At 36.6% G+C, this 23,453-nt stretch carries 23 protein-coding genes; 4 read left to right on the forward strand and 19 right to left on the reverse strand.

Annotated elements, in window-relative coordinates; genetic code table 11:
* Positions 1 to 56: 56 nt before the first annotated feature.
* The 7 genes from SPK86_RS11925 to SPK86_RS11955 form a co-directional block, all read right to left on the reverse strand.
* Complete coding sequence (locus tag SPK86_RS11925) at positions 57 to 569, reverse strand: YjbQ family protein (RefSeq protein ID WP_330949452.1); 513 nt, start codon at positions 567 to 569, stop codon at positions 57 to 59.
* 16 nt (positions 570 to 585) lie between these two features.
* A complete protein-coding gene (locus tag SPK86_RS11930; protein WP_330949453.1) occupies positions 586 to 1,275 on the reverse strand; it encodes a triose-phosphate isomerase in 690 nt (229 codons plus the stop codon).
* 5 nt (positions 1,276 to 1,280) lie between these two features.
* Positions 1,281 to 2,126: a class II fructose-bisphosphate aldolase gene (locus SPK86_RS11935; RefSeq protein WP_330949454.1), complete on the reverse strand. Its 846-nt coding sequence runs from the start codon at positions 2,124 to 2,126 to the stop codon at positions 1,281 to 1,283.
* A gap of 71 nt (positions 2,127 to 2,197) precedes the next feature.
* On the reverse strand, positions 2,198 to 2,479 hold the full coding sequence (locus SPK86_RS11940; RefSeq protein ID WP_330949455.1) for a PTS sugar transporter subunit IIB: 282 nt from the start codon (positions 2,477 to 2,479) through the stop codon (positions 2,198 to 2,200).
* A 2-nt stretch (positions 2,480 to 2,481) separates the two neighbouring features.
* Positions 2,482 to 3,828 (reverse strand): PTS galactitol transporter subunit IIC, encoded by a 1,347-nt coding sequence (locus SPK86_RS11945; protein ID WP_284141795.1) that lies wholly within the window; start codon positions 3,826 to 3,828, stop codon positions 2,482 to 2,484.
* 15 nt (positions 3,829 to 3,843) lie between these two features.
* The gene (locus SPK86_RS11950) at positions 3,844 to 4,302 is read right to left on the reverse strand and encodes a PTS sugar transporter subunit IIA (RefSeq protein WP_284141796.1); all 459 of its coding nucleotides are present in this window, start codon (positions 4,300 to 4,302) and stop codon (positions 3,844 to 3,846) included.
* A gap of 15 nt (positions 4,303 to 4,317) precedes the next feature.
* On the reverse strand, positions 4,318 to 6,291 hold the full coding sequence (locus SPK86_RS11955) for a BglG family transcription antiterminator (RefSeq protein WP_284141797.1): 1,974 nt from the start codon (positions 6,289 to 6,291) through the stop codon (positions 4,318 to 4,320).
* Positions 6,292 to 6,876: 585 nt separating this feature from the next.
* Between SPK86_RS11955 and SPK86_RS11960 the strand changes: the two genes are divergently transcribed.
* From SPK86_RS11960 to SPK86_RS11970, 3 genes are all read left to right on the forward strand, one after another.
* Positions 6,877 to 7,272: a MarR family winged helix-turn-helix transcriptional regulator gene (locus tag SPK86_RS11960; RefSeq protein WP_330949457.1), complete on the forward strand. Its 396-nt coding sequence runs from the start codon at positions 6,877 to 6,879 to the stop codon at positions 7,270 to 7,272.
* 197 nt (positions 7,273 to 7,469) lie between these two features.
* Positions 7,470 to 8,129, forward strand: a complete 660-nt coding sequence (locus tag SPK86_RS11965) for a hypothetical protein (protein WP_330949458.1) — start codon at positions 7,470 to 7,472, stop codon at positions 8,127 to 8,129.
* Positions 8,129 to 8,410 (forward strand): hypothetical protein, encoded by a 282-nt coding sequence (locus tag SPK86_RS11970; RefSeq protein WP_284141816.1) that lies wholly within the window; start codon positions 8,129 to 8,131, stop codon positions 8,408 to 8,410. Before SPK86_RS11965 ends, SPK86_RS11970 begins: the two co-directional genes overlap by 1 nt.
* Positions 8,411 to 8,732: 322 nt before the next feature.
* Here SPK86_RS11970 and SPK86_RS11975 read toward each other — a convergent pair whose 3' ends face one another.
* The 6 genes from SPK86_RS11975 to gatC all read right to left on the reverse strand — a co-directional run bounded on the left by SPK86_RS11975 (position 8,733) and on the right by gatC (position 16,257).
* Positions 8,733 to 9,434 carry a hypothetical protein gene (locus SPK86_RS11975; protein ID WP_330949459.1) on the reverse strand — a complete coding sequence of 234 codons (702 nt, stop codon included), beginning with the start codon at positions 9,432 to 9,434 and terminating at the stop codon, positions 8,733 to 8,735.
* 943 nt (positions 9,435 to 10,377) lie between these two features.
* Complete coding sequence (gene rlmD, locus SPK86_RS11980; RefSeq protein ID WP_330949460.1) at positions 10,378 to 11,760, reverse strand: 23S rRNA (uracil(1939)-C(5))-methyltransferase RlmD; 1,383 nt, start codon at positions 11,758 to 11,760, stop codon at positions 10,378 to 10,380.
* Between the two features lie 141 nt (positions 11,761 to 11,901).
* A complete protein-coding gene (locus SPK86_RS11985; protein ID WP_284141382.1) occupies positions 11,902 to 12,813 on the reverse strand; it encodes a diacylglycerol kinase in 912 nt (303 codons plus the stop codon).
* A gap of 244 nt (positions 12,814 to 13,057) precedes the next feature.
* Positions 13,058 to 14,488, reverse strand: a complete 1,431-nt coding sequence (gene gatB / locus SPK86_RS11990) for an Asp-tRNA(Asn)/Glu-tRNA(Gln) amidotransferase subunit GatB (RefSeq protein ID WP_284141381.1) — start codon at positions 14,486 to 14,488, stop codon at positions 13,058 to 13,060.
* Positions 14,488 to 15,954: an Asp-tRNA(Asn)/Glu-tRNA(Gln) amidotransferase subunit GatA gene (gene gatA, locus SPK86_RS11995; protein WP_330949461.1), complete on the reverse strand. Its 1,467-nt coding sequence runs from the start codon at positions 15,952 to 15,954 to the stop codon at positions 14,488 to 14,490. Before gatA ends, gatB begins: the two co-directional genes overlap by 1 nt.
* Positions 15,955 to 15,966: 12 nt before the next feature.
* Positions 15,967 to 16,257 (reverse strand): Asp-tRNA(Asn)/Glu-tRNA(Gln) amidotransferase subunit GatC, encoded by a 291-nt coding sequence (gatC, locus tag SPK86_RS12000; protein ID WP_284141379.1) that lies wholly within the window; start codon positions 16,255 to 16,257, stop codon positions 15,967 to 15,969.
* A gap of 286 nt (positions 16,258 to 16,543) precedes the next feature.
* Here gatC and SPK86_RS12005 point away from each other — a divergent pair, with 286 nt between their 5' ends.
* A complete protein-coding gene (locus tag SPK86_RS12005; protein WP_330949462.1) occupies positions 16,544 to 17,131 on the forward strand; it encodes a class I SAM-dependent methyltransferase in 588 nt (195 codons plus the stop codon).
* Positions 17,132 to 17,298: 167 nt separating this feature from the next.
* Here the strand turns inward: SPK86_RS12005 and SPK86_RS12010 are convergent, their stop codons facing one another.
* The 6 genes from SPK86_RS12010 to SPK86_RS12035 form a co-directional block, all read right to left on the reverse strand.
* Positions 17,299 to 18,648, reverse strand: a complete 1,350-nt coding sequence (locus SPK86_RS12010) for an MATE family efflux transporter (RefSeq protein ID WP_284141377.1) — start codon at positions 18,646 to 18,648, stop codon at positions 17,299 to 17,301.
* The gene (locus SPK86_RS12015) at positions 18,645 to 19,112 is read right to left on the reverse strand and encodes a GNAT family N-acetyltransferase (RefSeq protein WP_284141376.1); all 468 of its coding nucleotides are present in this window, start codon (positions 19,110 to 19,112) and stop codon (positions 18,645 to 18,647) included. The genes SPK86_RS12010 and SPK86_RS12015 overlap by 4 nt, the downstream gene beginning before the upstream one ends.
* A 100-nt stretch (positions 19,113 to 19,212) precedes the next feature.
* Positions 19,213 to 19,773 carry a TetR/AcrR family transcriptional regulator gene (locus SPK86_RS12020; RefSeq protein WP_330949463.1) on the reverse strand — a complete coding sequence of 187 codons (561 nt, stop codon included), beginning with the start codon at positions 19,771 to 19,773 and terminating at the stop codon, positions 19,213 to 19,215.
* A 305-nt stretch (positions 19,774 to 20,078) separates the two neighbouring features.
* Positions 20,079 to 21,602 (reverse strand): sodium/proline symporter PutP, encoded by a 1,524-nt coding sequence (gene putP, locus SPK86_RS12025; RefSeq protein ID WP_284141374.1) that lies wholly within the window; start codon positions 21,600 to 21,602, stop codon positions 20,079 to 20,081.
* Positions 21,603 to 21,958: 356 nt separating this feature from the next.
* Entirely contained in the window at positions 21,959 to 22,099 is a 141-nt protein-coding gene (locus SPK86_RS12030; protein WP_284141373.1) for a hypothetical protein, read from the reverse strand.
* A gap of 13 nt (positions 22,100 to 22,112) precedes the next feature.
* On the reverse strand, positions 22,113 to 23,378 hold the full coding sequence (locus tag SPK86_RS12035) for a helix-turn-helix domain-containing protein (RefSeq protein ID WP_330949464.1): 1,266 nt from the start codon (positions 23,376 to 23,378) through the stop codon (positions 22,113 to 22,115).
* Positions 23,379 to 23,453 lie beyond the last annotated feature (75 nt).

The following is a 23,453-nucleotide window of genomic DNA, read 5'->3' on the forward strand; positions in this document are numbered from 1 at the left end:
TTAATACTATTAATAACAATCAACTAATTTAATATCATTGTATTATTTGTATGTTACTAATCTCCTACAATCATTATGTTACACTTTCTATCACGCACTCTGTTTTGATCCCAATCGATAAAGTAAATATACCCAACTGAACCTATTAATAGTTCTTGATCTTTTAAGACAAAGGATTCACTTGCACCAAACAGTGTCGCACGCATATGGGCATCCGCATTCAGAATTGTTGCTTCATCTGTTGGATAATCTGGATCGTTCAATGAATGAAGAAATGCTACATGCTCTTTACCTGGATATAGGTAGTCTGATTCAGTTAATTGTCGTGGAATGAGTTTATTTAAAATTCTATTCAAATCAACTTGGATATACTCATCTCCATTAAAATCTGTATCATGGACATATTCTTCAAATACGACAGAACACGTTGTATGTGGGGAAGACACAACACATATACCATTCTTTATGTTACTTTTCTCAACGATTTCTTTAACTTGCTCTGTAATATTATGATAGGTAACACGCGTACCATTTGATGTAAGAATGAGTTGATCATAATAAGTGGACATATTATACCTACTTCCTTTAATTATTGTGTGCTTCTTTTACTGCTTTCAACATATTTTCTATCATGTTAATTGGATCATCCGCTAAAACAATGCCGCTAGTGCAACCTGTACCATCTGCACCTGCAGCGATGGTGCGATAAACGTCTTCAGGTGTTGAAATTCCAGCCGCTTGCATCACTAAAACATCTGTTGAAATGGCTCGTATTTCTTGATTTGTTTTCTGAATATAATGATCATCACTTGTTTGTCCGGTTCCAATTAATTCTGTTGGTTCGCATAAGATAATATCAGGATTTAACATAGCCACAGCTTTTGCCTCTTTAACAGAATCCGCACAAACTATAGATGTTATTCCCTTTTCCTTTGCTTTTTCAACTGATTGAACTAACTCATTTAAAGTGACCGAATGCTCTGCATGGTTAATCATTGTTGCTGTGACACCAGCTTCTTTTAGTGCGTCTGCTGTCACAAAACCCATCCCACGCCCTAAGTCAATACCATCCATATGTTGTGCAGTTATAATCAAGTTCTCTGTTTGATCAGCCAATAGTCTTAAATCTACATATTGCGCAGTGAAATATACATCGAAATCGACTTGACCTGCTAGCCTATCTGCCGCAATTGCTAACTTTAAGATCTCTTTACCTGTTAAATAGGATTTAGGGTTAATCATAAAAAACGGTTTACTTTTTGTTGAATGCTTCATTCGTATCATCCTTTCCATTGAACTGGCTGTGTTTCAAACACCTTATAGTAGTGCACTAACACTTGTTTAAGACCTTCTTCAAGCTGGTTTATCAATTCAAAATAATCTTGAGACGGTTCTTTCGCTTTCTTATGTGCTGATACAATAAAATCAGTAAAAATATTAATCTTACTCATACCCTCTGTTGCACAACGGTTCAATTTTTGATCACCTGATGAACTGCCACCGTGTAAAACTAGTGGGACAGTGACATGACTTGAAATCTCATGCAGCCTATCAAAATTAATACTTGGTTCGCCTGTATATTTACCGTGGGCGGTTCCAATCGAGATGGCTAGAGAGTCGACATTTGTTTCTTTCACAAAATTAATAGCATCTTCTAATGTCGTGTCATATGAACGGTCATTACTCTCTCCTTCATACGAAATCTCATTCGATCCGACGTGCCCGATTTCTCCCTCAACCACAACGCCCTTTGTATGAGCATAATCAACCACTTCTTTAGTATTTTGCACATTCAGCTTAAATGGTAATGAAGAGCCATCGAACATAACCGAGCTAAAGCCTAAATCAATTCCTCGTTTTATAAACTGAAAGTCACTACCATGATCCAGATGTAGAACGACTGGTACATTTACTTTTTCTGCGTAGTATTTTCCTATCCATGCAGCCTCTTCGATACTTAAATAAGCTTCATGTGATTGGGCATATGCTAGAATAAGTGGTAATCCACACGATTCAGCTGTTTCTGTATAAACTTTAGCTGTTAATGCATCAACAAAATTTGCTGCTGGAATGGCAAAACTGTTTTTTCGAGCGATTTGAAATAAATCTCTTGAACTCACTAACATATCCATTTCCCTCCGACTATAAAATAGAATCGAAATAAAGTAATTGAGGCTTTATTTCGATCCTATCTTTATTAACTTAACTGACGCTCTAATTCTTCATAAACTTGATCGGCACCTATACCAGTTAATAATGGCACACCGTTAATCACTTTATCTTTAATTTTATCTGGCACTACCGTTGTTGTAATAATCGCATGATAATCATCAATTTTATTCATTTCATCTGCTACTTTTGATTGGTAAAGGGTCACGCTCTTATCTAGACCTTTTTCTTGCAACCATTCTTTAATTTTACCTGTGACCACTGTGGATGTTGCAACACCCGTACCACACATAATCAGTAACTTTTTCATAATTAATCGTCTCCTTCCATATTTGAGCGTCTTGGTTTAACTTTATTCACGTAATACAAGCCAGCTATCGTCACAATACCGATAATCCCGATACCAACCCAACTTAAATAGTCAGACGCAAGGATATACATTAGTGTTGTCCATAGCCCACCTTCAGCCATAGCTGTGATACTCGTATTACCAGCCATATCAAAATTAGCTGCGATGGCTGACTTAGTAACTAATGGTGCTACCCATGATGTAACGTACAGAATCGTTGCCATATAAATGGCGCCACCAACCACCGTTCGAATAATGTTTCCGCCAAACACTGCAGCCATCAAAGCAACGACAAACGGAATGGTTGCTAAATCACCGAATGGAAGCGTGCTATTACCCGGAAGTAAAATTGCTAAGGCAATAGTAATTGGCACAAGTAATAATGATGACGATAAAACAGCCGGATGTCCGACAGATAAAGCAGAGTCCATACCTATATAAAGCTCTCTACCTGGGAATCTTTTTCTAACAAACTCTGTTGCAGACTCAGAAATAGGTGTAAGCCCTTCCATTAGTAACGATACCATTCTAGGCATTAAGATCATAACAGCTGCCGTTGACACTCCTAGTTCACCTACACCGCCTACATCATAACCAGCCAAGACACCAATTACTAGACCGATAAGGAGCCCCATAACAGTGGTATCTCCAAAAATGCCGAATTTCTTTTGAATCGTTTCTGGATCCGCTTCTAATTTATTAAATCCAGGAATACGATCAAAAATCCAATTCATAGGTACAGCAAAGATAAATCCAGGTGCTGATGTACCATGTGGGAATGTAATATTAGGGAAGCCATAGAACTTGTTAATAATCGGCCCAATAATGTCACCTAATAAGATAATCATCGCAAAATACACTGCTGTCGTAAATAAACCTAAAGCAAAGTTTCCAGTTAATACATATACGAGAGAAGCTATAAAAGCAGCATGCCAAAAGTTCCATATATCCACGTTTAAGGTTTTTGTCAATCCGAAAACTAACAATACAATATTAATAACGATTCCAACAGGAATTGATAGACTGCCTAAAATCGTGCCATATGAAATAGCTGCGGCAGCTGGCCAACCAACGTCAATTGTTGTTAGGGTTAGACCAAATCTTTCTACCATCGTTTGAGCAGCAGGTCCCAAAGAGTTTCCCAGTAACCCGATGACTAGATTAAGTCCGACAAATCCGATACCTACTTTCAAGCCCGAAATAAATGCTTTTCCTGGCTTTGCCCCCAACGTTACACCGAATACAAATATTAGGATAGGTAGGACTACTGTCGCACCTAAATCTACAAACCACTGTAATGCGTTTAACATAAACGATACCTCCCGCTATATTAGTTTTTCACTCTTAATAACGCTTAAATAGTCCGCTTTATTAGAACAATTAAGTAATTCATCTAGAACCGATTTTTTTTGTATTAATCCCATCAGTTTTTGTAAGATTTCTAGTTGCTCATGCGCTTCTTTTAATCCCAACATAAAAATCAGTCGAACAGGAATGACCTCTGATGAGCCATCCATTGCTCGGAAGTCAACAGGATGCTTTAATGACATAAAGCCGATTTGAGACGATCGTACTTTATCACTATCAGTATGAGGAATTGCTATACCCACATCATTCACATACAAGCCTGTAGGAAATTTCTTCTCGCGATTTAAAACACCAGGAATGAATTCATCCGTGACTAATCCATTATCTTTAAAATGTTGTGCTAATTCTTCAAGTGCTTCTTCTTTTACACTCACATTCTCTTTTTGTAATAAAATAATTTCTTTATCAAATAACATGTCGATAACTCCAATCTATACACACGTTTTTTTATTCATATATTCAAGTAATTTACTGGTATCAGTCATTTCGACCAATTGAGATACATTTTCTTTTTTCTCAACTAGTGCGTATAATGCTGCAAACACATCCTTAATTTCTGTTATATCCTTTTCTGTAACCGCAACAAAGATGATTAAATTCACTTTATTGCTTCCCCATTGAATTTTTTGATTCAATGTAATCAAAGAAATAAATGAAGCCTTTAATGTATGTGATGATGCGTGTGGTATAGCGACACCAGTATATAAACTTGTTTCTCCCATCACTTCTCTTTCATATAAAGATTGTTTAAAAGCTTTTGTAACTAATCCGCGTGTATATGCTTCATTTGCAAAGAAGTCTAAAACCTGATCTTTATTTTTAAAGTCTTTGTGTAAAAAAATAAAATCTGAATTTAAAAATTTGGATATTTGATTTTCCTTAAGCATCATTTTAGCCTTCAATACAGACTTATCTTGACTAATGTCCTCATATTTCTCTTTTATCTGCCTCATCTCTACTTCCGTTACTAAAGGAGATACATATATCACCGATTTCGAGCTATCTTCTATACGTACAGAAGAAATAATCAGATCAACTTCATCTAAATCATTTGCATAAAACTCAGATAATGAAATAGTTTCTATGATACTCGTTGCAGGTAAAGCATGTTTAATTTTGTTAAAAATTAACTCAGAGGTTGCTAAAGCTTGTTCACACACAATCAAAATCTTTTGTGTTGGAATCTGTTTCTCAATCGCAACCTGAAAATGAATCGTTAAAAATGATATGTCATGATCATTTAATTGAATATCATACGTCTCCTCTACATCATTCATCAAATACCAGACAATATTAAATAGAATACTATATTGTCTTTTAATACTATCTAGTAGCGGGTTAGTTAATGTGATTCCTAACTTCAATCTGTATATCATTGTGGGCACATGAGCAGTAAGCACGTCGAACAAGTGTGTATCCGTAGATAAATCAATTTGCAACATTTGGCTCATCTTCCAAATGAGTTGCTTTATTGTTGCAATGTTTTCAGAACTCACTTTTCTTATATCAGGAACAGGCTTTATGTCATGTGCAAATAACAAACCACTTAAAAACTCAATATCATTCTTTTCTAGAATCAAACCTAGTTGGTGATGGATTGCTTCGGCTATCTCAACAGCAATTAAGTATGATTCCATATACATCATATTCTTCATAAATATTTCTTTTTTCTTTGTTACGTAACAGCCGATAGATATCCTTTGCACGTATATAAGGAGACTAATGTAGAGTGATTCTTTATAATAGTCGCTTAAAGGCCTCCCTGCTCTTGCCAAGATACCTCCATATACCTCATGAACAAATGCTTTAATTTCTGGTAAGAACAATTGATCAGCTAATTCTTCAATAACATCCATGCGGTTTGAAGAATCAATCATGGCACCATGTTCTAATAGAGAAAAAATATATTGTTTTAACACATGTTGAATCGCTTTTTCTTCTCCTTCAATTCGTGTACCAAAGTGATCGGATACTAAATAAACAGGTTTTCCTCGAAAGAACGCTTGTATTTCGTCCATATCTTTTCTTATTGAACTTACACTTACAACATATTCTTCTGACAATTGCTCATAGGTCATATATTCTTTCTTTAAAAACAACCGCTTGACGATTTCTCTTTGCCTCTCTTCAGGCGAGAAAGATAAATAACATGGAGAAATGAGTTGCATAATCTTTCTCTCTGCATTCCTAATCGCAGCTTCAGTTCCTTTTAGAATCAAACCTTTTCTAGGAATTTTATCAATATAAGCCACATTATCCATTAATCGATTTAGGTATTCTACGTCATCGTAGATCGTTTTAGTAGAAACGGATAATCTAGTACTAAAAAAATTAGCCGGCCGGTAATCTAATTCTTCCATTAATAACTTATAAAGATTAAATCGCCTAGAATCAGTTTTATTCATGATCAATTTCTCCTTTATCTTTCTACAACTTAATTATAGTAAACGCTTTCTTTCACAGCCATGACATCTTTCTTCCACATTAATGTGGAAGAAAGCGCTTTATTGTATTTTTGAAAATATAACCACTCACCAACACATGGTTGTATCTATTAATTAAAGCTTTATAGTGAATAATTTCACATATAATGATGTTACTTTTAGATTTGTTTGCTATACTTCAAATCCAACGAGCTTTTCGGAATTTTAAAAAGAGAACGCTGAATGCCAGAGGTATCTATTGTTCATCTACTTACCATGATCTGTATGGAAAAGTCGTATATCGTTTTAATGTTCCTTTTAACAGGCAAAAATGCGCGTGCGACAGTGTAACAAAATACAAGCCGCTGCTCCCTCATGGTACGGACGATTCTCCGTATAGATATGGTAAAGCCTTGTTATATATGTAAAGTACGCCAAACTGCATTTTTAAGGATCTGACCTGCAATCAATTCTATTGGCTGAAACAGCTTTTAATAATATACTTACTATATATTATAATTAATAAATATCTTAATAGGCTGTGATAATATGTCAGGAAACAAACAAATGAATCATGTAAAATTAATAATGAGTGAGATGCTTCAACTACAACAGAAATCTAAAAAATTTGTAAACATACTTTCTGAAGGAGAGTCTCTCTCCCAAAACCAACTAATTCTTCTTCTCCAGTTGGAAATCAATGGTGGAATGAAAGCAACTGAAATTGCTGACTTTTTCAGTGTGACTCCTGGAGCCGTTACATCCATGTGCGATAAGCTGGAAAAGCTAAACTTAGTAAAACGCGAAAGAAAAAGTGAGGATCGCAGGATTGTGAAAATAGTTTTAACGAATGTTGGAGAGGACAAGGTCCACGAAATATTCATGAAATTTCCGCAAGAAAAATTAACTACTATTGCAAAAGTGCTAAAGGACATTAATAAGCTAATGAATAGTATTGTATAGAATTTCACCATCGTGAGATTCTTTTTTTATTATCTACGTACTTCACACCCTGCTTTTGGTCTCCTATTTCACCTGTTAATCTTCGTTAAATTTCACTTTCATAAAATATCACTTGCCAAAAAGACATGGATTATGTTTTAATTTATATATATTTTAATAACTAAAATATATATAAATTAAAATAGGTGGTGTGGAATATGAAGGATAATAAAACTCACAATAGCATAACCCTTACAAGCGGAACAATTAAAGATCTGACAACAGAATATGAAATCTTTAATATACGTGGCTCTGTTTCTTTCCATCAAGAAATACATACTAAAAAAATTTCAACTCATGGACATAGTTCATTTCATTTTGATGTTAAAGCAGACAGCTTTAAAAACTCAGGTTCATGCGTTTTAAAAGAACATTGTTCTATTAAAGAAATAATAAATAAAGGGAATTTAAAAATTAATAGCGGGGAAACAACAAATCTAATCAGCACAGGGAATCTCACTGTAGAACAGATTATTCAGTCAGAAAAAATGAATCTAATTGGTATTGTTCAAGCAAAGGAAATTAATTCAAAGAAATTTCAACTAAAATTATCAGGTAAAAGTGTTATAGAACGCCTTATTGCTGATGAAATTTTTGTAGAGAAAGGGAAGGTAACATTTCCATTGTTACGGAAAAAACTAATTTGCAATTATATAAAAGGTGAAAATCTACGACTCTCTTATACAGATGCAGAAGTTGTTGAAGGTGAAACGGTGGTAGTTGGAGAAGGTTGCAATATAAAAACACTTTCATATACAAAAAATTACACAGTCTCGTCAAACTCTAAAGTTCAACATATTATAAGGAGGGAAGGATAATGATCAATATAAAAGCTATTTACAGTTTTTTTTATTTATTAATAATCCCTGTCCTTTCTGTCTTATACGCAGGGTTAATTATAAGTGCGACCATATCCATACTCGCTGGAATCCTTCGCACATTTGGATTTGACCAAATAAAAATGAGCATTTGGTACGGGATTGATCTCCCTGTAGCGTTGAGCATTCCTTTAGCAATTATTGTTTCCGCTTTTTTATTTGTCTGTTCTCGTTATATAAAACGATTAATTATTTTTTGTGTTACAAGCCTTAGAAGCTGATATTACTTTCTCTGATTCCTATTAGGAAGAATATGTGGAATCAAGTTCTCTGAGATGAGTTCCAGCGGATTTGTGCTTGCTCTTTCCTTTATTGGGGTGATAGCCAAATAGTAAAAACCTTAGACTAGTGAAAATATTAATCCGTTTCAGTAACTCATATTTATTAATGTATGGTCTACCTCTTATATCTTATCTTTTTTTCGGATTGACTAGTTATTTTATTTATTATTACTGTCCAAAATGATTAAGGATAAGCCAAATAGAAATTGTTTAATCAATCATACAATATGGTAATTTTATAAGCCTGATAAATTAATATTTGTTAGTTTTCACTATTAAGAAATTTTTTTGTGAATTCCCTGAGGTCTTCAAACTCTTTTACCAGAGGTTGCTCGTTGTGACTTACTATCCTTTCTGTTATAACATTATCTTTCACAATGGCTTGTTCACTCTTCTTCCACTCCCAGTGACCTCTCCCATCGATTAAATCATACAATTCGATCGTTCGAACAGGTACTAATTCGTTACCTTCCTCATTTTTTTTATAGAATTCCCACTTCATCGCATCTGTTAATATTGCTTTATCATTATTCTTAGCAGACAAATGACAACTTAGTTGGTTTTTGATGTCTTCTCCATATTTTTCATAATCCTTGTTATAGATACGTTGATTCAAATAAGGTGACTTAACCTCTACAACGGCACGATAATCAACACTATTTTCCTTGTTCAGCCAGTTCCAATCGTTAGCTATTACTAAATCAGGTGTAGATGACTTTTCTATTCCCTGTTGATCTATGTATGTTCCGCAATATTGAAGATAATCATGTATATCCGAGTCTGGCCCTTTTTTTTCAATATTTTCAACATCAAGATCGGGGCAAATGGCACTTATTAATCTCTTAACTACTCCGTTCTGAAAATTTATTTCTCTTACATCGTTATTTTTTTTGTATTTTTCAAACCAACCCTTGTAATCATCAAAGCTAACATCATGATGTTTTGAAACGTCTAAACCATTCATTGTTTTCTCCTCCATCTTTGTCTTTCTTCATTTTTTTACCAATGTGCAACAGTCATAGAGTTCTTGTATAACTCTATTTATTAAAACTTTAATTATTATAATAATATAACATAACTATCACCGTTCCATATATAGATTAAAATGCCATAAGTGAATTTTTCCATAAATAACTATTTCTAATACTAGACTAGCACCATCGTTTAACTAAATCAGGCTAATTCTTTGTAACCATTTGAGGAAATTATTAAAAGAATCTTATCATCATCTTCTTAATTTCTTGCTTTTTTATTAATGATTTTAAAGCACCTAATACCAAAGACGAAGACCTTTCAGCATATTTCCCATGTTCAGCTAAATGCTTTTATTCATTAATTGCGTTAATAGAAGGGACAACCTCAACTTATAAAAAATAAAAACGACGACTGTAATTATTTTTAAATACAAATCGTCGTTCCAGTTTCCTATCTTATTCTCTTGTGTTCCCACACCCCTGATCAATTACCACCGAAACGGTAATGTGGTTTTCAGTACTTTATTTCTAGTTTTTTCACCTTCTCCCACAAACACGAAATGCTTGTGAAAGTGTTCAAACTAAGGATTTCTATATAGTTTCTGTGAAACCATAATAAACTCCTGCTAAATCCCACCCCTCAAACCCGCATTCCACCGTTGCCGTTAAAATAAAGTTTTGCTACGGAACCCCCATTTGGATGATTTTTCTTTCAAAAATAGGCACTTTCTTCCCTCTATTACGCCTGTTTTTTCACCTTTTTTTCGGAGTTATAAAAAACATTTGTGATATTAGAATGAAGAAAAAGTCGATAAAAGAATGACAAGACAAGGGTTTGGGCATGAAAAGACCCCGAAATCGCAAAAGTATTTTTTAACGAAATCAGGGTCGGACTAGCAAATGTTTATTTTAACTAGCAAGAGATTTTTTTAGTTAGACAGTTTCTTTTTGTAGCAACGCCACTGCTTCAACGTGCATCGATTGTGGGAACATATCAACTGGTTGGACTTCCTTGGTTTTAAAGCCACCGTCCTCTAAGATGCGTAAGTCTCTCGCTAAAGTTGATGGATTACAGGATACATAAACGATCCGCTTCGGCTTCATCGCAATCATTGCCTCTAAAAATGCTGGCTCACAGCCTTTACGTGGTGGATCAACAACGATAACGTCAGGATTCATACCTGCTTCCTTCCACTTTGGCATCACCTTTTCCGCTTCACCTACCGTGAATTCCGCATTCGCAATCCCATTTATCTTCGCATTCATTTTCGCATCATGGATTGCCTCTGGCACAACCTCGATGCCATATACCTTTTTCGCCTTTTGCGCCATAAATAAGGAAATCGTACCAATCCCGCAATACGCGTCAATGACGACATCGTTTTCACCAACATCCGCATACTGTAATGCTTTTTCATAAAGCTTTTTTGTTTGCGGAGGATTAACCTGGTAAAAGGATTGGGCTGAAATCGCAAAGCGAATATCACCTATCGAATCATAAATATACTCTGCTCCCCATAACACCTTTGTTTTGCGTCCTAGAATCACATTCGTTCGTCGGTTATTGACGTTATGAACAATGGAGGTTACATTCGGATAGGTTTCCGTGAGCTCGCTTACGATTTGTTCTTGATGGGGCAGCTTTTCAGTACGTGTAATGAGCACGACCATCGTTTCATTCGTCTGACTACCTGTTCGCACCATGATATGACGCAGCACACCGCGATCGGATTGCTCATCATAAGCGGTTATTCCAAGCTTGTCTGCAATGCGACGGACTGCTTCTACCATGCGATCATTTACCTCATCCTGCACCACACAGGTTGTCATATCTTCAATGATTCGATGGCTACGCATTTGATAAAAGCCTGTCATTAACGTTCCATCCTTTTCACCGACAGGAATGGCAACTTTATTTCGATAACGCCATGGGTCTTCCATGCCGATCGTTGGATGAACTGGAACATGGTCCAAATGAGCAATTTTACGCATGACATTTTGTACTTGATTCTGCTTCATTTCAAGCTGCATCGCATAACTCATATGCTGAATCTGACATCCGCCACATTTATAAAATACATCACATGGGGGTTCTACTCGATGTGGGCTTGGCTTAATAATGTCAACTAGCTTTCCGAAGCCATAGTTTTTATTGACCTTTATTACCTTTACAGTTGCTTCTTCTCCTGGTAAAGCGTAGGGCACAAATAATGGATAGCCATCTATTTTTCCAACGCCATTTCCTTCATGGGTTAAATCTTCAAAATGCAAGGTAATGGTTTCATTTTTCTTCACCGGTGCTTGGTTTTTTGCCATCTATATCTTCCTTTATCGTTCATTTAATCGCAATATCTCTTATCATAACATGTCTGTTAAAAAGTATGTAGGAGGTTCGTTTTCGAACTAAAATGGAATTCGATTTCGCCATCCTCAATAGAAAAGAAGATTACCGTTCCATCAGTAATCTTCTTGTTTCTCAATAAAAGATTGTGGGACAAAGAATTCAATGTGCTGCTGAAGATTTACAAATTCCCCAGGTAGCAATCCGCCATATTCCCCATCAATATTTAATTGCATTTTTTCCTCTGGCTCTACTTTTATCCGCTTCGCTTTTGTATAAATCAAATGCTTTTCTTCTAAATGCGCCCCGCGTAAAGCAAGCGATGCGATTCGAATAAATTCAGCCAGGTTCGCTTTTTTAAGGATGAGCAAATCAAAATAGCCATCCGTTAAATCTGCGTCTGGTGCTAGCTTCTCAAATCCACCTACTGAGTTCGTATTGGAAATTAAGAACAACATAATGTCCTCCTCGATCACATTGCCATCATATTCAATTCTTGCACGTGTAGGCTTTAGTGATGGAAGCATCTCAATGCCTTTCATATAATAAGCTAGCTGTCCGAGCATCGTTTTCAACTTACTTGGAACTTCATACGTAAGCTCGGTTAGCTTTCCACCACCTGCTATGTTCATGAAATAATGGTCATTTACTTTACCGATGTCAATGAGCATGGAGCCATTCTCTAGGATAACATCTACTGCTTTATTTATTTCCTTCGGGATATGCAAAGCTCTCGCGAAATCATTTGTTGTTCCAACTGGAATAACACCGAGCTTTGGAAGATTAGGCTGTTCTGCCATCCCGTTAATTACTTCGTTTATTGTACCATCTCCACCTGCCGCAACAATAATATCAAAGCCACGCTCTACTGCAACTTTTGCAGCATTAATAGCATCTCCTTCACAGGTTGTCGCATGTGCAGAGGTTTCATATCCAGCTTTTTCAAAGCGTTCTAAAACATTTGGAAGTTCTCTTTTAAAGGCCTCCCGACCAGATGTCGGATTATAAATGATTCGGGCTTTCTTCAAGATAACCCCTCCCCTATTCATAAGATATACAAGGTTCGAGAATCTAGTTTTTATCACACAACACTTATCATATCCCTTTTTATCCTATTTGAAAAGCCATTCGAAAACAAAATTACATTTTCCCCCAGGTAAACGTGATAATCACCCCAAACAAGAAACACTCTACTTCAAGCAGCAGGCATACAAACTGTTTGATAGGCAAAGCCGCCATCCTTGAAAAGATAGCGGCTTCGTTTCCTGCTTGTTATCGTTTATCCATTTCTTGAACAAGGATTTTATTCACCATTGGTGGATTTGCCTGTCCTTTTGTTGCTTTCATTACTTGACCAACGAGAAATCCGAGTGCACGGTCTTTTCCGTTCTTATAATCGATGATCGATTGTTCATTCGCATCGAGAATATTCGTAATGATTTCCGTTAGCTGACCTTCATCAGAAATTTGGACAAGGCCTTTTTCTTTCACGATTTTTTCAGGATCTCCGCCTTTTTCTACAAGCTCTGCGAACACCTTTTTAGCCATTTTTGAGGATATTGTACCGTCCTCCATTAGGTTAATCATTTTTGCCAGACTTGCTGGGGTAATCGCTAGATCATGCAGCTCTTTTAAATGCTTGTTCATATAAGCAGAGATTTCGCCCATAAGCCAGTTTGATACTTGCTTTACGTCTGCCTCTTGATTAATAGCTTCTTCAAAGAAATCTGCCATTTCTTTTGAGCTTGTCATTGCGTCTGCATCATATTCGGACAAGCCGAGCGTATCCATAAAACGCTGTTTGCGTGCATCAGGAAGCTCAGGTATTTCGCTTCGGATGCGTGCTTTCCATGCGTCGTCAATATAAAGTGGCACAAGATCTGGTTCTGGGAAATAACGATAATCATCTGAGCCTTCTTTGACCCGCATTAAAATTGTTTCTTTTGTTTTTTCATCGTAGCGGCGTGTTTCCTGAAGTATTTCTCCACCAGATAATAAAACTTTTTCTTGGCGCTTTTCTTCAAACTCTAAGCCCTTTTGCACAAATGCAAAGGAGTTTAAATTCTTCAATTCTGCCTTTGTACCGAATTCTTTTTGACCGATTGGACGCAAGGAAATATTGGCATCACAGCGCAAGGAGCCTTCCTGCATCTTTACATCGGAAACACCTGTATATTGAATAATGTTCTTTAGCTTTTCTAAATATGCATATGCTTCTTCTGGAGAGCGCATATCCGGCTCGGAAACAATCTCAATTAATGGTGTTCCTTGACGGTTAAAGTCCACGAGGGAATAGCCATCATCACCGTGTGTTAGCTTTCCAGCATCCTCCTCTAAGTGAAGGCGCGTAATTCCGATTCGTTTTTTCTTCCCGTTCACTTCAATTTCAATCCAACCGTTTTCTCCAATCGGCTGATCAAATTGCGAAATTTGATATGCCTTTGGATTGTCTGGATAAAAGTAATTTTTACGGTCAAATTTCGTATGGGTTGCAATGTCACAATTCAATGCCATTGCAGCCTTCATTGCGAAGTTAACTGCTTCTTCGTTAAGCACTGGCAATGTTCCAGGATACCCTAAATCGATTGGATTTACATTTGTATTTGGATCAGCACCAAATGCGTTTGGACTTGGACTAAAAATCTTTGACTGTGTTTTTAGCTCAACATGGACTTCTAAACCAATAATCGTTTCAAAGTTCATTATTTCGCACCTCCTAGCTGAGGCTGTTTCTTATGAAAATCGGTAGCTTGTTCAAATGCATGTGCTGCCCGATAAACAGTTGCTTCATCAAAATGCTTTCCGATAATTTGCAATCCAATTGGTAAGCCTTCTTGTGAGAAACCAGACGGAATCGATATACCTGGGACACCTGCAAGGTTAACTGGAATTGTCAAAATATCGTTTGCGTACATTGTTAATGGATCATCAATCCGCTCACCAATACGAAAAGCGGTAGTTGGGTTTGTTGGCCCCATTACAACATCATATGTTTTAAAAATGTTATCGAAATCTTGTTTAATTAACGTACGTACTTTTTGTGCTTTTTTATAATACGCATCATAATAGCCAGAGCTTAGCGCAAATGTACCGAGCATGATGCGACGCTTTACTTCATCACCGAAGCCTTCACTTCTAGAAAGTTTAAACATCTCTAGCATGTCCTTTGCTTTTTCAGAACGAACGCCATAGCGAACACCGTCAAAACGTGCAAGGTTCGCAGACGCTTCTGAGGAAGAAAGTAAATAGTATGCAGCTACTGCATACTTGGAATGTGGTAAAGATACTTCCTCCCATGTTGCTCCAAGTGATTCATATTTTTTCAGTGCTTGTAATATAGATTCTTTTACCTCCCGATTTACACCTTCCCCAAGATATTCCTTTGGTACCGCAATTTTTAATCCTTTTACATCGCCAGTTAAACTATCCGTATATAGAGGAACATCTATGTTTGCACTTGTTGCATCCATTTTGTCATGGCCAGAAATAACCTCAAGAATACGTGCATTGTCTTCTACCGTCCGTGTAACTGGTCCGATTTGATCTAATGAGGAAGCAAAGGCTACTAAGCCAAAGCGTGATACACGACCATATGTAGGCTTTAATCCCACAACACCACAAAACGAGGCAGGCTGACGAATCGAGCCACCTGTATCCGAACCAAGCGAGAATAACACTTCTCCTGCTGCTACAGCTGCTGCAGAACCACCACTTGATCCTCCTGGAACAAAATCGGTATTCCATGGATTGCGTGTTTTTGCATAGCTGGAATTTTCAGTGGAAGATCCCATCGCAAATTCATCCATATTTAATTTTCCAACTGTAATCATCTTTTCATTGTTTAGCTTTTGTACAACCGTCGCATCATATAGTGGGTCATTAAAGTTGCGCAAAAATTGGCTTGCACATGTAGTACGTAAGCCTTTTGTTACAATGTTATCCTTGATTCCACCTGGAATACCAAACAACTTTTCTGTTTTATCTGTAGCTGCATCTAATTGCTTTGCATAATTACGCGCATTTTCCTCATCCAATGTAATAAATGCCTTTACATCTTCTTCTACGTCATGTATGCGTGCAAAAGCTGTATCAACAAGATCGGTTGCATTGATCTCCTTTTTCTGCAGCTTTTCTTCTAATTCCTTTATACTATGGTTAAATAACGACATGCGAATCCCTCCTTATTCCAAAATTGATGGCACACGAAAATAAGCCGCTTGCTTATCTGGTGCGTTTTTCAACGCTTCCTCTTGTGTTATCCATTCCTTCGGCTCGTCCTTGCGCATCACATTTTTCAGGTCGAGCACATGTGTTGTTGGCTCAACACCTTCTGTATCCAGCTCATTTAGCTGCTCTGCATATGTAATAATCGAACGTAAATGATCGGTAAACATTTCTGCTTCTTCTTCTGTAATCGCAAGTCTAGCAAGATTAGCTACATGCTTTACCTGCTCTTTTGAAATTTCTGCCATACCAAACACCTCCATAATTTACACGGTCTATTTCCTCATAATTTATCATTTATTTCACAAATGGATACAACGAAAGGAAACGATAAAAAACAGTTACAATACTATTGATAATAGCAGATATTGCGGTCTTCAAGCAACTGAATCACTAGGAGAATATTTTTCTAAATTAAAAAAAGAACGTTTATAGTCTGCCTCCATAAAATGAAATTTCAATCCGTGCTATTATGTAATAAATATAATCATAATTACAATAATCATTAATAAATGTTAATGGAGGTCTACTATAGTGAAAAAAGTAGCATATGACGACTATTATAAAGAACAAAACTATTTTGGAAGTCCATATCCAGGTCTCATTAAATTCTTTACTAACTACTATCCTAAGGGAACTGTTCTTGATTTAGGTTGTGGACAAGGAAGAGACTCTTTATTACTTGGAGAAATAGGTTTCAACGTTATAGGAGTCGATCATTCAACTGTTGGGATAAAACAACTCAATAATGAAGCTACAAAGAGACAATTAACGGTTAAAGGGTTGATCGGAGACATCTATGAATTTCCAATAACGAAGAACATCGATTTGATACTGTTAGATTCAATATTACATTTCTATAAAAACGATTTAGAAAAAGAAACGAAATTTGCAAGAAAAATACTGGAAGAGCTTAGAGTAGGCGGAGTTTTTGTGAACTGTATTTTAAAAGGAACAACACGCGAAAGAATTCTGAAAAATATTATACAAGCGTCTCACTTCAAGTGGGAAATTCTAGCTGAATTCTATACTGAGTTTAGTGAGAGTAATACTGAATTCCATCTACTCGCCATAAAAAAGGGGAATTTTATCGAAGCTTCGGACAAACAGGATGATAATTAATGCAATATTAAGGATGAGTTATAAAATAAGGGCAGCAAAAACTGCCCCTAATTTTGTTTATTATTCACCACCAAAGCTCTATTTGCCAGCTTTATCCCGAATATTGCTCGTCTTTTCCGACAAAAAAAGGAGAAACACGTTAGCCGTGCTTCCCCTTCCTTCATTTTCTAGATGAATTCTTTCATCCGTTTTCCTTTCATGCGGTGGTACAAATAAATGCTTATAAATACTAGCAATTCAGAAGCTGGAATCGCTAACCAGATGCCGCTGATGCCCAGAATCGGCGGTAAAATAAGCAAAAAGATTAGCATGACAATGATTTCCCGGGCAGCCGTAATCCAAACTGCCATGCGAATAATTCCGACCGATTGATAATAGGTCATCATCACAAAATTGATCCCTGTAAACAAGTAGGCGATAAAAAATAGCTTTATTCCTGAAACAGCGAGCGTCGAAACAGCCTCAGGAAAATCACCAAAGATAGAAACGATTGGCCCTGCTGCAAACTGTCCGATAAGGAAAAAGAACGCTCCTCCAGCAAATGCAGTAAAAATCGCCTTGCGCATTGTTTCTCTTTTTCGAACATCATTCTTAGCACCATGATAATAGCTAATAAGCGGCTGAATGGCTGCTCCCATTCCAAGAAACATCATAAGCATTACACTATGCACATAGTTTAGAATCGAAAATGCCGCAACACCGTCTGTACCGACAGTTCGCTCAAAAGCGATATTATGGGAAATAGTAAATACCGAAATACCAATCTCCGAAAGAAAGCTAGGAAACCCAATTACAATAATGAGCCAAAACAGCTTTTTTTGGAAAGCAAATCGAACAAGCTTTAAATGACTCGACTTCTTAAAAAAGTGGATTGCCAATACGAAAATCGCTATTATAGAAGCAATGATGGTCGCAAAGGCAGCACCTGCCACACCAAGATTCAGCTTAAATAAAAAGACATAATTAAGAAGAATGTTTGCGACTGCACCAATTACTAAAGCGGCCATCGCTAGATTCGGACCACCATCATTTCGAACAAAAATACTAAATGTGTTTTCAATCGTAAAACAAAAGCCGAATAATAAAATCACAAGGAGATATTCCGAAACATACGGAAACGTGTCTCCATTTGCGCCGAGCATATACGCAAGAGGCTCACGAAATAGAAAGGCAATCAGTCCGATGACAAATGTTAGTAAAAAAATCGAAACGATGGCATGCGAAAAAACAACCTGTGCTTCTTTCGTTTTTTTCGCACCCATTGCCATGGAATATTTAGTAGCTGCTCCAATGCCAATCCAAAGCGAGAGCGCCACGAAAATAGTGTATACCGGGGCAGCAATTCCTACCCCGGCCAACGCCTCTGCTCCTAAGCGGTTACCAACCATGATGCCATCTGCAACGATGTTCACAGCCATTAATAGCATACCAATCATAGAAGGAATTAAATAGCGTAAAAAAACACGCCCAACCGGCTCTGTATCCAATTGATTTAAATTAGAAGATGTTGTTTTCATCCTGTACTTCTCCTCGTTAAGTCTAGTTCCATGACAAGCCCTTGCACAATACCTTCCTCGTCCATCTCACCGTTTTCTCTAAACCCGAACTTTTCATATAAATGCTTTGCTGGCACGTTGTCTGGATATACACTTAAATATATATGATCACAGTGGTAGTGCTCTTTAATTACTTTAATTAACATTGGTAGAAATCGACTTGCATATCCGTTTCCTTGATGATTGCGATCAATCATAAAACGGTCAAGCCATACTCTACCACTAGATTTATCGCGTCCTATCATCGCATAACCGACGAGTATTTCTCTGTCATATAAACCGATTGACTTCCACTGTGGTTCAAATTTTGATTGTGCTAACGAAAATACATTACTTTCAATATAATTCTTTTGATCCTCATTCACAGATAGAGTAGCAATCTCCATCCAATTTTCTGCAGTTACCTCACACATTCGGAGGTCCATAATTCCATCTCGCCTTCTTCATATTTAAAACCTGAAAACTGTTTTTGTTTTATCAGTTTTCACATGGAGGAAAAAAACCGGACAAATATAGCCGGATCCTTCATACATGTTCTTTTTTGATGATACCAAATAATAAAACATCCACGATTTCATCTAATGCTTCTGATACTGTCAAACGATTTTCTAAAAAGAATTGCCGATCAAGTGTTGAGTTTGTCGCATCAATAATGAGCTTGATAAGTAAGGAAACATTATGATTTTCAATCAACCCTTCACGTATACCTTCTTCAATTAACTCACGTAATGCATCCCATTGATTTAATGCTTTATCCACACGAATCCATTGCGTAGGATAGGATTTCTTCATTTGCTCAAGGATCTTCCAATCATAGAAATCATTAAAAGACGGAACGACCGTAATTGTTCGCTTTATTTTTTCCAACAGTGTCAATTGCGGATCTTGAATAATTGCATCTGTTTTTTCGTCGAATTCGGTTAAAGTAGAATCAATGATTGCATCGAGAATATCTGTCTTAGAAGAAAAATGCTCATAAAGGGTTCGCTTACTTATTCCGAGCCGTTTTGCCAAATCATCCATCGTAAATTTCATCGATTTCGCCTGCGTCTCTTCTATAAAAGCTTGCATTATTCTAGCTTTCATTTATCCTCCTCCTACTCCATGTAAACTATAAAAACAAAAATAGTTTCTTGCGTTTATAAATAGTATACGGCATAACGTAATATGAAGCAACTGAGAAATGATTCCTTTTCATATTACACATCACAATGTACACAAAAAAATGAGGCTGGATCAGAACATTAGTATCGCAGTTTAAAAATTGGCTCGGTTTTCCCGCAGGCAAACAAAGGATTCTCACCTATTTTAACTGCTCGATAAAGTCATTTTACATGAATGACTCATGTATTCTTTTCCAGCCTCTTCTTTCGTATTAAATATCTGTTTCCTTATTTTTCTTTTAGTTGCGCTAATGTTTCCTCAAATTCCTCTTTAATTCGTGGATCTGGTGTTCCTAATAAGCTGATAACAATCGTTACGAGCAAGTTTAGAATAAACCCCGGGAAGATTTCATATAATTCGTAAATACCACCCTCTAAAAAATCCCCCCATACAATTACGGTTACCGCGCCGACAATGATTCCTGCTAATGCTCCTGTCCTCGTCGTTCTTTTCCAAAACAGTGCAAGAATAATAATGGGTCCAAAGGCAGCACCAAATCCTGCCCATGCATAGCTAACGAGCTCAAGGACTGAGCTATTTGGATTCATCGCAATCACCGTAGCAATTAAAGCAATAATTAATGTAGCTAAACGACCCATCCATACCAATTCTTTTTCAGATGCATTTTTGCGAAAAATCGCCTTGTAAAAATCTTCTACCACTGCAGATGAAGAGACAAGCAGCTGCGAATCAATGGTGCTCATGACAGCCGATAAAATAGCCGCAAGTAATATCCCTGCTACTACTGGGTGAAACAAGATTTGTGAGAAGGCAATAAATATTTTCTCAGAGTCAGCCAGCATTTGTACCCCATCTTTTGTCACAACATCTATTCCGAATTGACTAAGAATGGAAACATCCTGGGTACTAATAAAGGCCAAGCCAATAAATCCAATAAAAATGGCTCCATATAATCCGAGAATCATCCACGTTGTTCCAATAAAGCGAGCCATCGGCACATCCTTTGGTGAACGAAGCGCCATAAACCGAACGATAATGTGCGGCTGTCCAAAGTATCCTAACCCCCACGCTACGGAAGAAAGGATCGCAATGACACTAACCCCTTTCACCATATTCAGATGACTTGGATTAATGCTACCAACTGCCTGTACCGCTTCATTCCAGCCTCCCATTTGATTAAGGGCTACAATAGGCACGACAATTAATGCGAGAAACATTAAACTGCCTTGGATGAAGTCTGTCCAAGCTACAGCTAAAAATCCTCCTAATAAGGTATACGAAACAACAACAATGGCTCCGATCCATAAAGCGCTTTGGTATGAAAGTCCAAAGGAAGCTTCAAATAATTTAGCTCCTGCAACCATGCCAGAGGATGTATAAAATGTAAAAAATAATAAAATTACAAGTGCGGAAATAACTCGGAGTAAATGTGAATTATCCTTAAATCGATTCGCCAAAAAATCAGGTATCGTAATCGAATTATTCGACACTTCCGTGTAAATGCGCAATCGTTTAGCGACAAATTGCCAGTTCAAATACGCTCCTACAGATAAACCAATCGCCATCCACGCTTCTGAAAGTCCCGAGGCATATATAGCACCTGGTAAGCCTAGTAACAACCAACCACTCATATCAGAAGCACCAGCGCTTAACGCCGCTACACCAGGACCAAGCTTTCTACCACCTAAGACATAATCGGATAAATTGTTCGTTCGACGATACATATAAATTCCGATAAATAACATAACGAGCAAATAAACAATAAACGTAATTAAAGTTGCTTGTGACATGTTTTATTTTCTCCCCCTCGCCACTAATGTAATGAGTGATAATAATATTAATAAGGGCATGGGGACGAATATCCAAAACCATGTCATTCCACTTATTGCATATTCCATGCACAAAACCCCTTCCTTTTATTTTTTCTTTCGTACCTCCTTTCCTTTAATATCAATTTTATTATTTCTGCATACCATAATAACACAACAATCAGAAAATATTTTACAAATTGAAAATACTTTTTCCCCCTAAAAATTTGCCGCTAATAAAAAAAATGCCTGAAATAGGTTCCACGCTATTTCAGGCCAATCTATCATTTATAGTAATAGGGTAAAAAAACTAATGACAAGCTTGCTACTAACTAAGACTAAAATTCATAAACTGGTTTGCCTACTGAAAAGATACTAGGTTCTGCATCCATTGTTAGATCTACTGGATTATCTTGAGCAAAAAGGAATCCTACTGTTAAAACAGCTCCTAGTGCCATTGAAACGATAAGCTTTTTCATTAATATCCCCCCTTTACAAGTTCACTACATCCTCATAGGTTAAATTCGCGAGTTTATAGTATTTAACAGAGTCTTTATACCTTCCTTGATCCTCGTAATATTTACCGAGCATTTTCGCATAGACGACTAAGTTACCATAGTCCTTTTGCTTTTTCAGATAAGGTATAAATTCCTCTGTAACCAACGCTTGAAATTTCTTATCTTCCCCATCGATTGCAAATTTATAAGTATGAATAATATAGTAATATAATTTATAATGCACGTTATTTTTCCCTAAATCTAAAAGTTCCAATGCTTTATCTATGATTTCTCGTGCCTTATCAAAATTATATATATTATGATATTCTTTGATTAATGACGTAATAGCTAATAATCTTTCATTAAGATTTACTTCCTCATCCTTCGCAACTTCCTCAAAATAATGTATTGCCTCTTCTGTCTCACCCTTTGATGAGTGCAGATAACCAAGATTCTGATTAGCTAATTGAATAATTTGTTTACTTTTATTTAGCTCACCAAGATGCTTTGCAAGATTATGATTTTTAATTGCTTTATCATACATTTTCAACCTTCTATACGAAATTCCTAATACGATATGACATTGGGCACAGCGTAAAAAATTATAATTCTTTCTGTAAACATCAATAGCCTTTTCAGCATATTCGATTACTTCCAACGTATTTCTCAATTTGCTATTAGTAATAGCAATTATATAATGTAAATCGGCTATTTCTTCCTCAGGTAATCTCAATAGATCTAGTTTTTCTTCTGCCAACTTATACATTCGCATCGCTTGATTATAGCTCCCACTTGCAGAACTATAATTCCCTTTGAATTTATACCAATAATACTTATGAAGACTATCAAAGGAACCTGCTAACTCATTTAGATGATTAATCTGATCTAATGCATTTGACATCTCACCTAAGATTAAAAAATACCTAATCTTATGAATTTCAAACATCATTAAACTGTCTGATCTTACTATCCCTAGCAGCTCATTTAATTCTTGGTAGCCTTTCGTAATCTCTTCCTTGTCGTTCACTTCAAAAAGTGAATTGTACCATTTTTCACACTTTTCTTTGATGGTAACATCCTTCTCCCCGTCAACTTGGATTCCAAGTCGGGTACAAAGCATGCTAATTACTTCTGGACTAGCCTCGGTTTTCATGTTTTCAATTTTTGACAAGTAGGACATGGAGACAATACCACTCGCTAATTCTTCCTGGGTCATTTCTTGTTTGATGCGCTGCAACTTTATAAATGCACCAATTTCCATCTATATACCCACCTCGTCATTCCACTCATAAATCATTTATCGTCATCTGAGTGTTTATTTATATTTTAACATACT

Source organism: Virgibacillus sp. MG-45 (genome assembly GCF_036409425.1).
In the GTDB taxonomy this organism is placed as follows: Bacteria; Bacillota; Bacilli; order Bacillales; family Amphibacillaceae; genus LDC-1.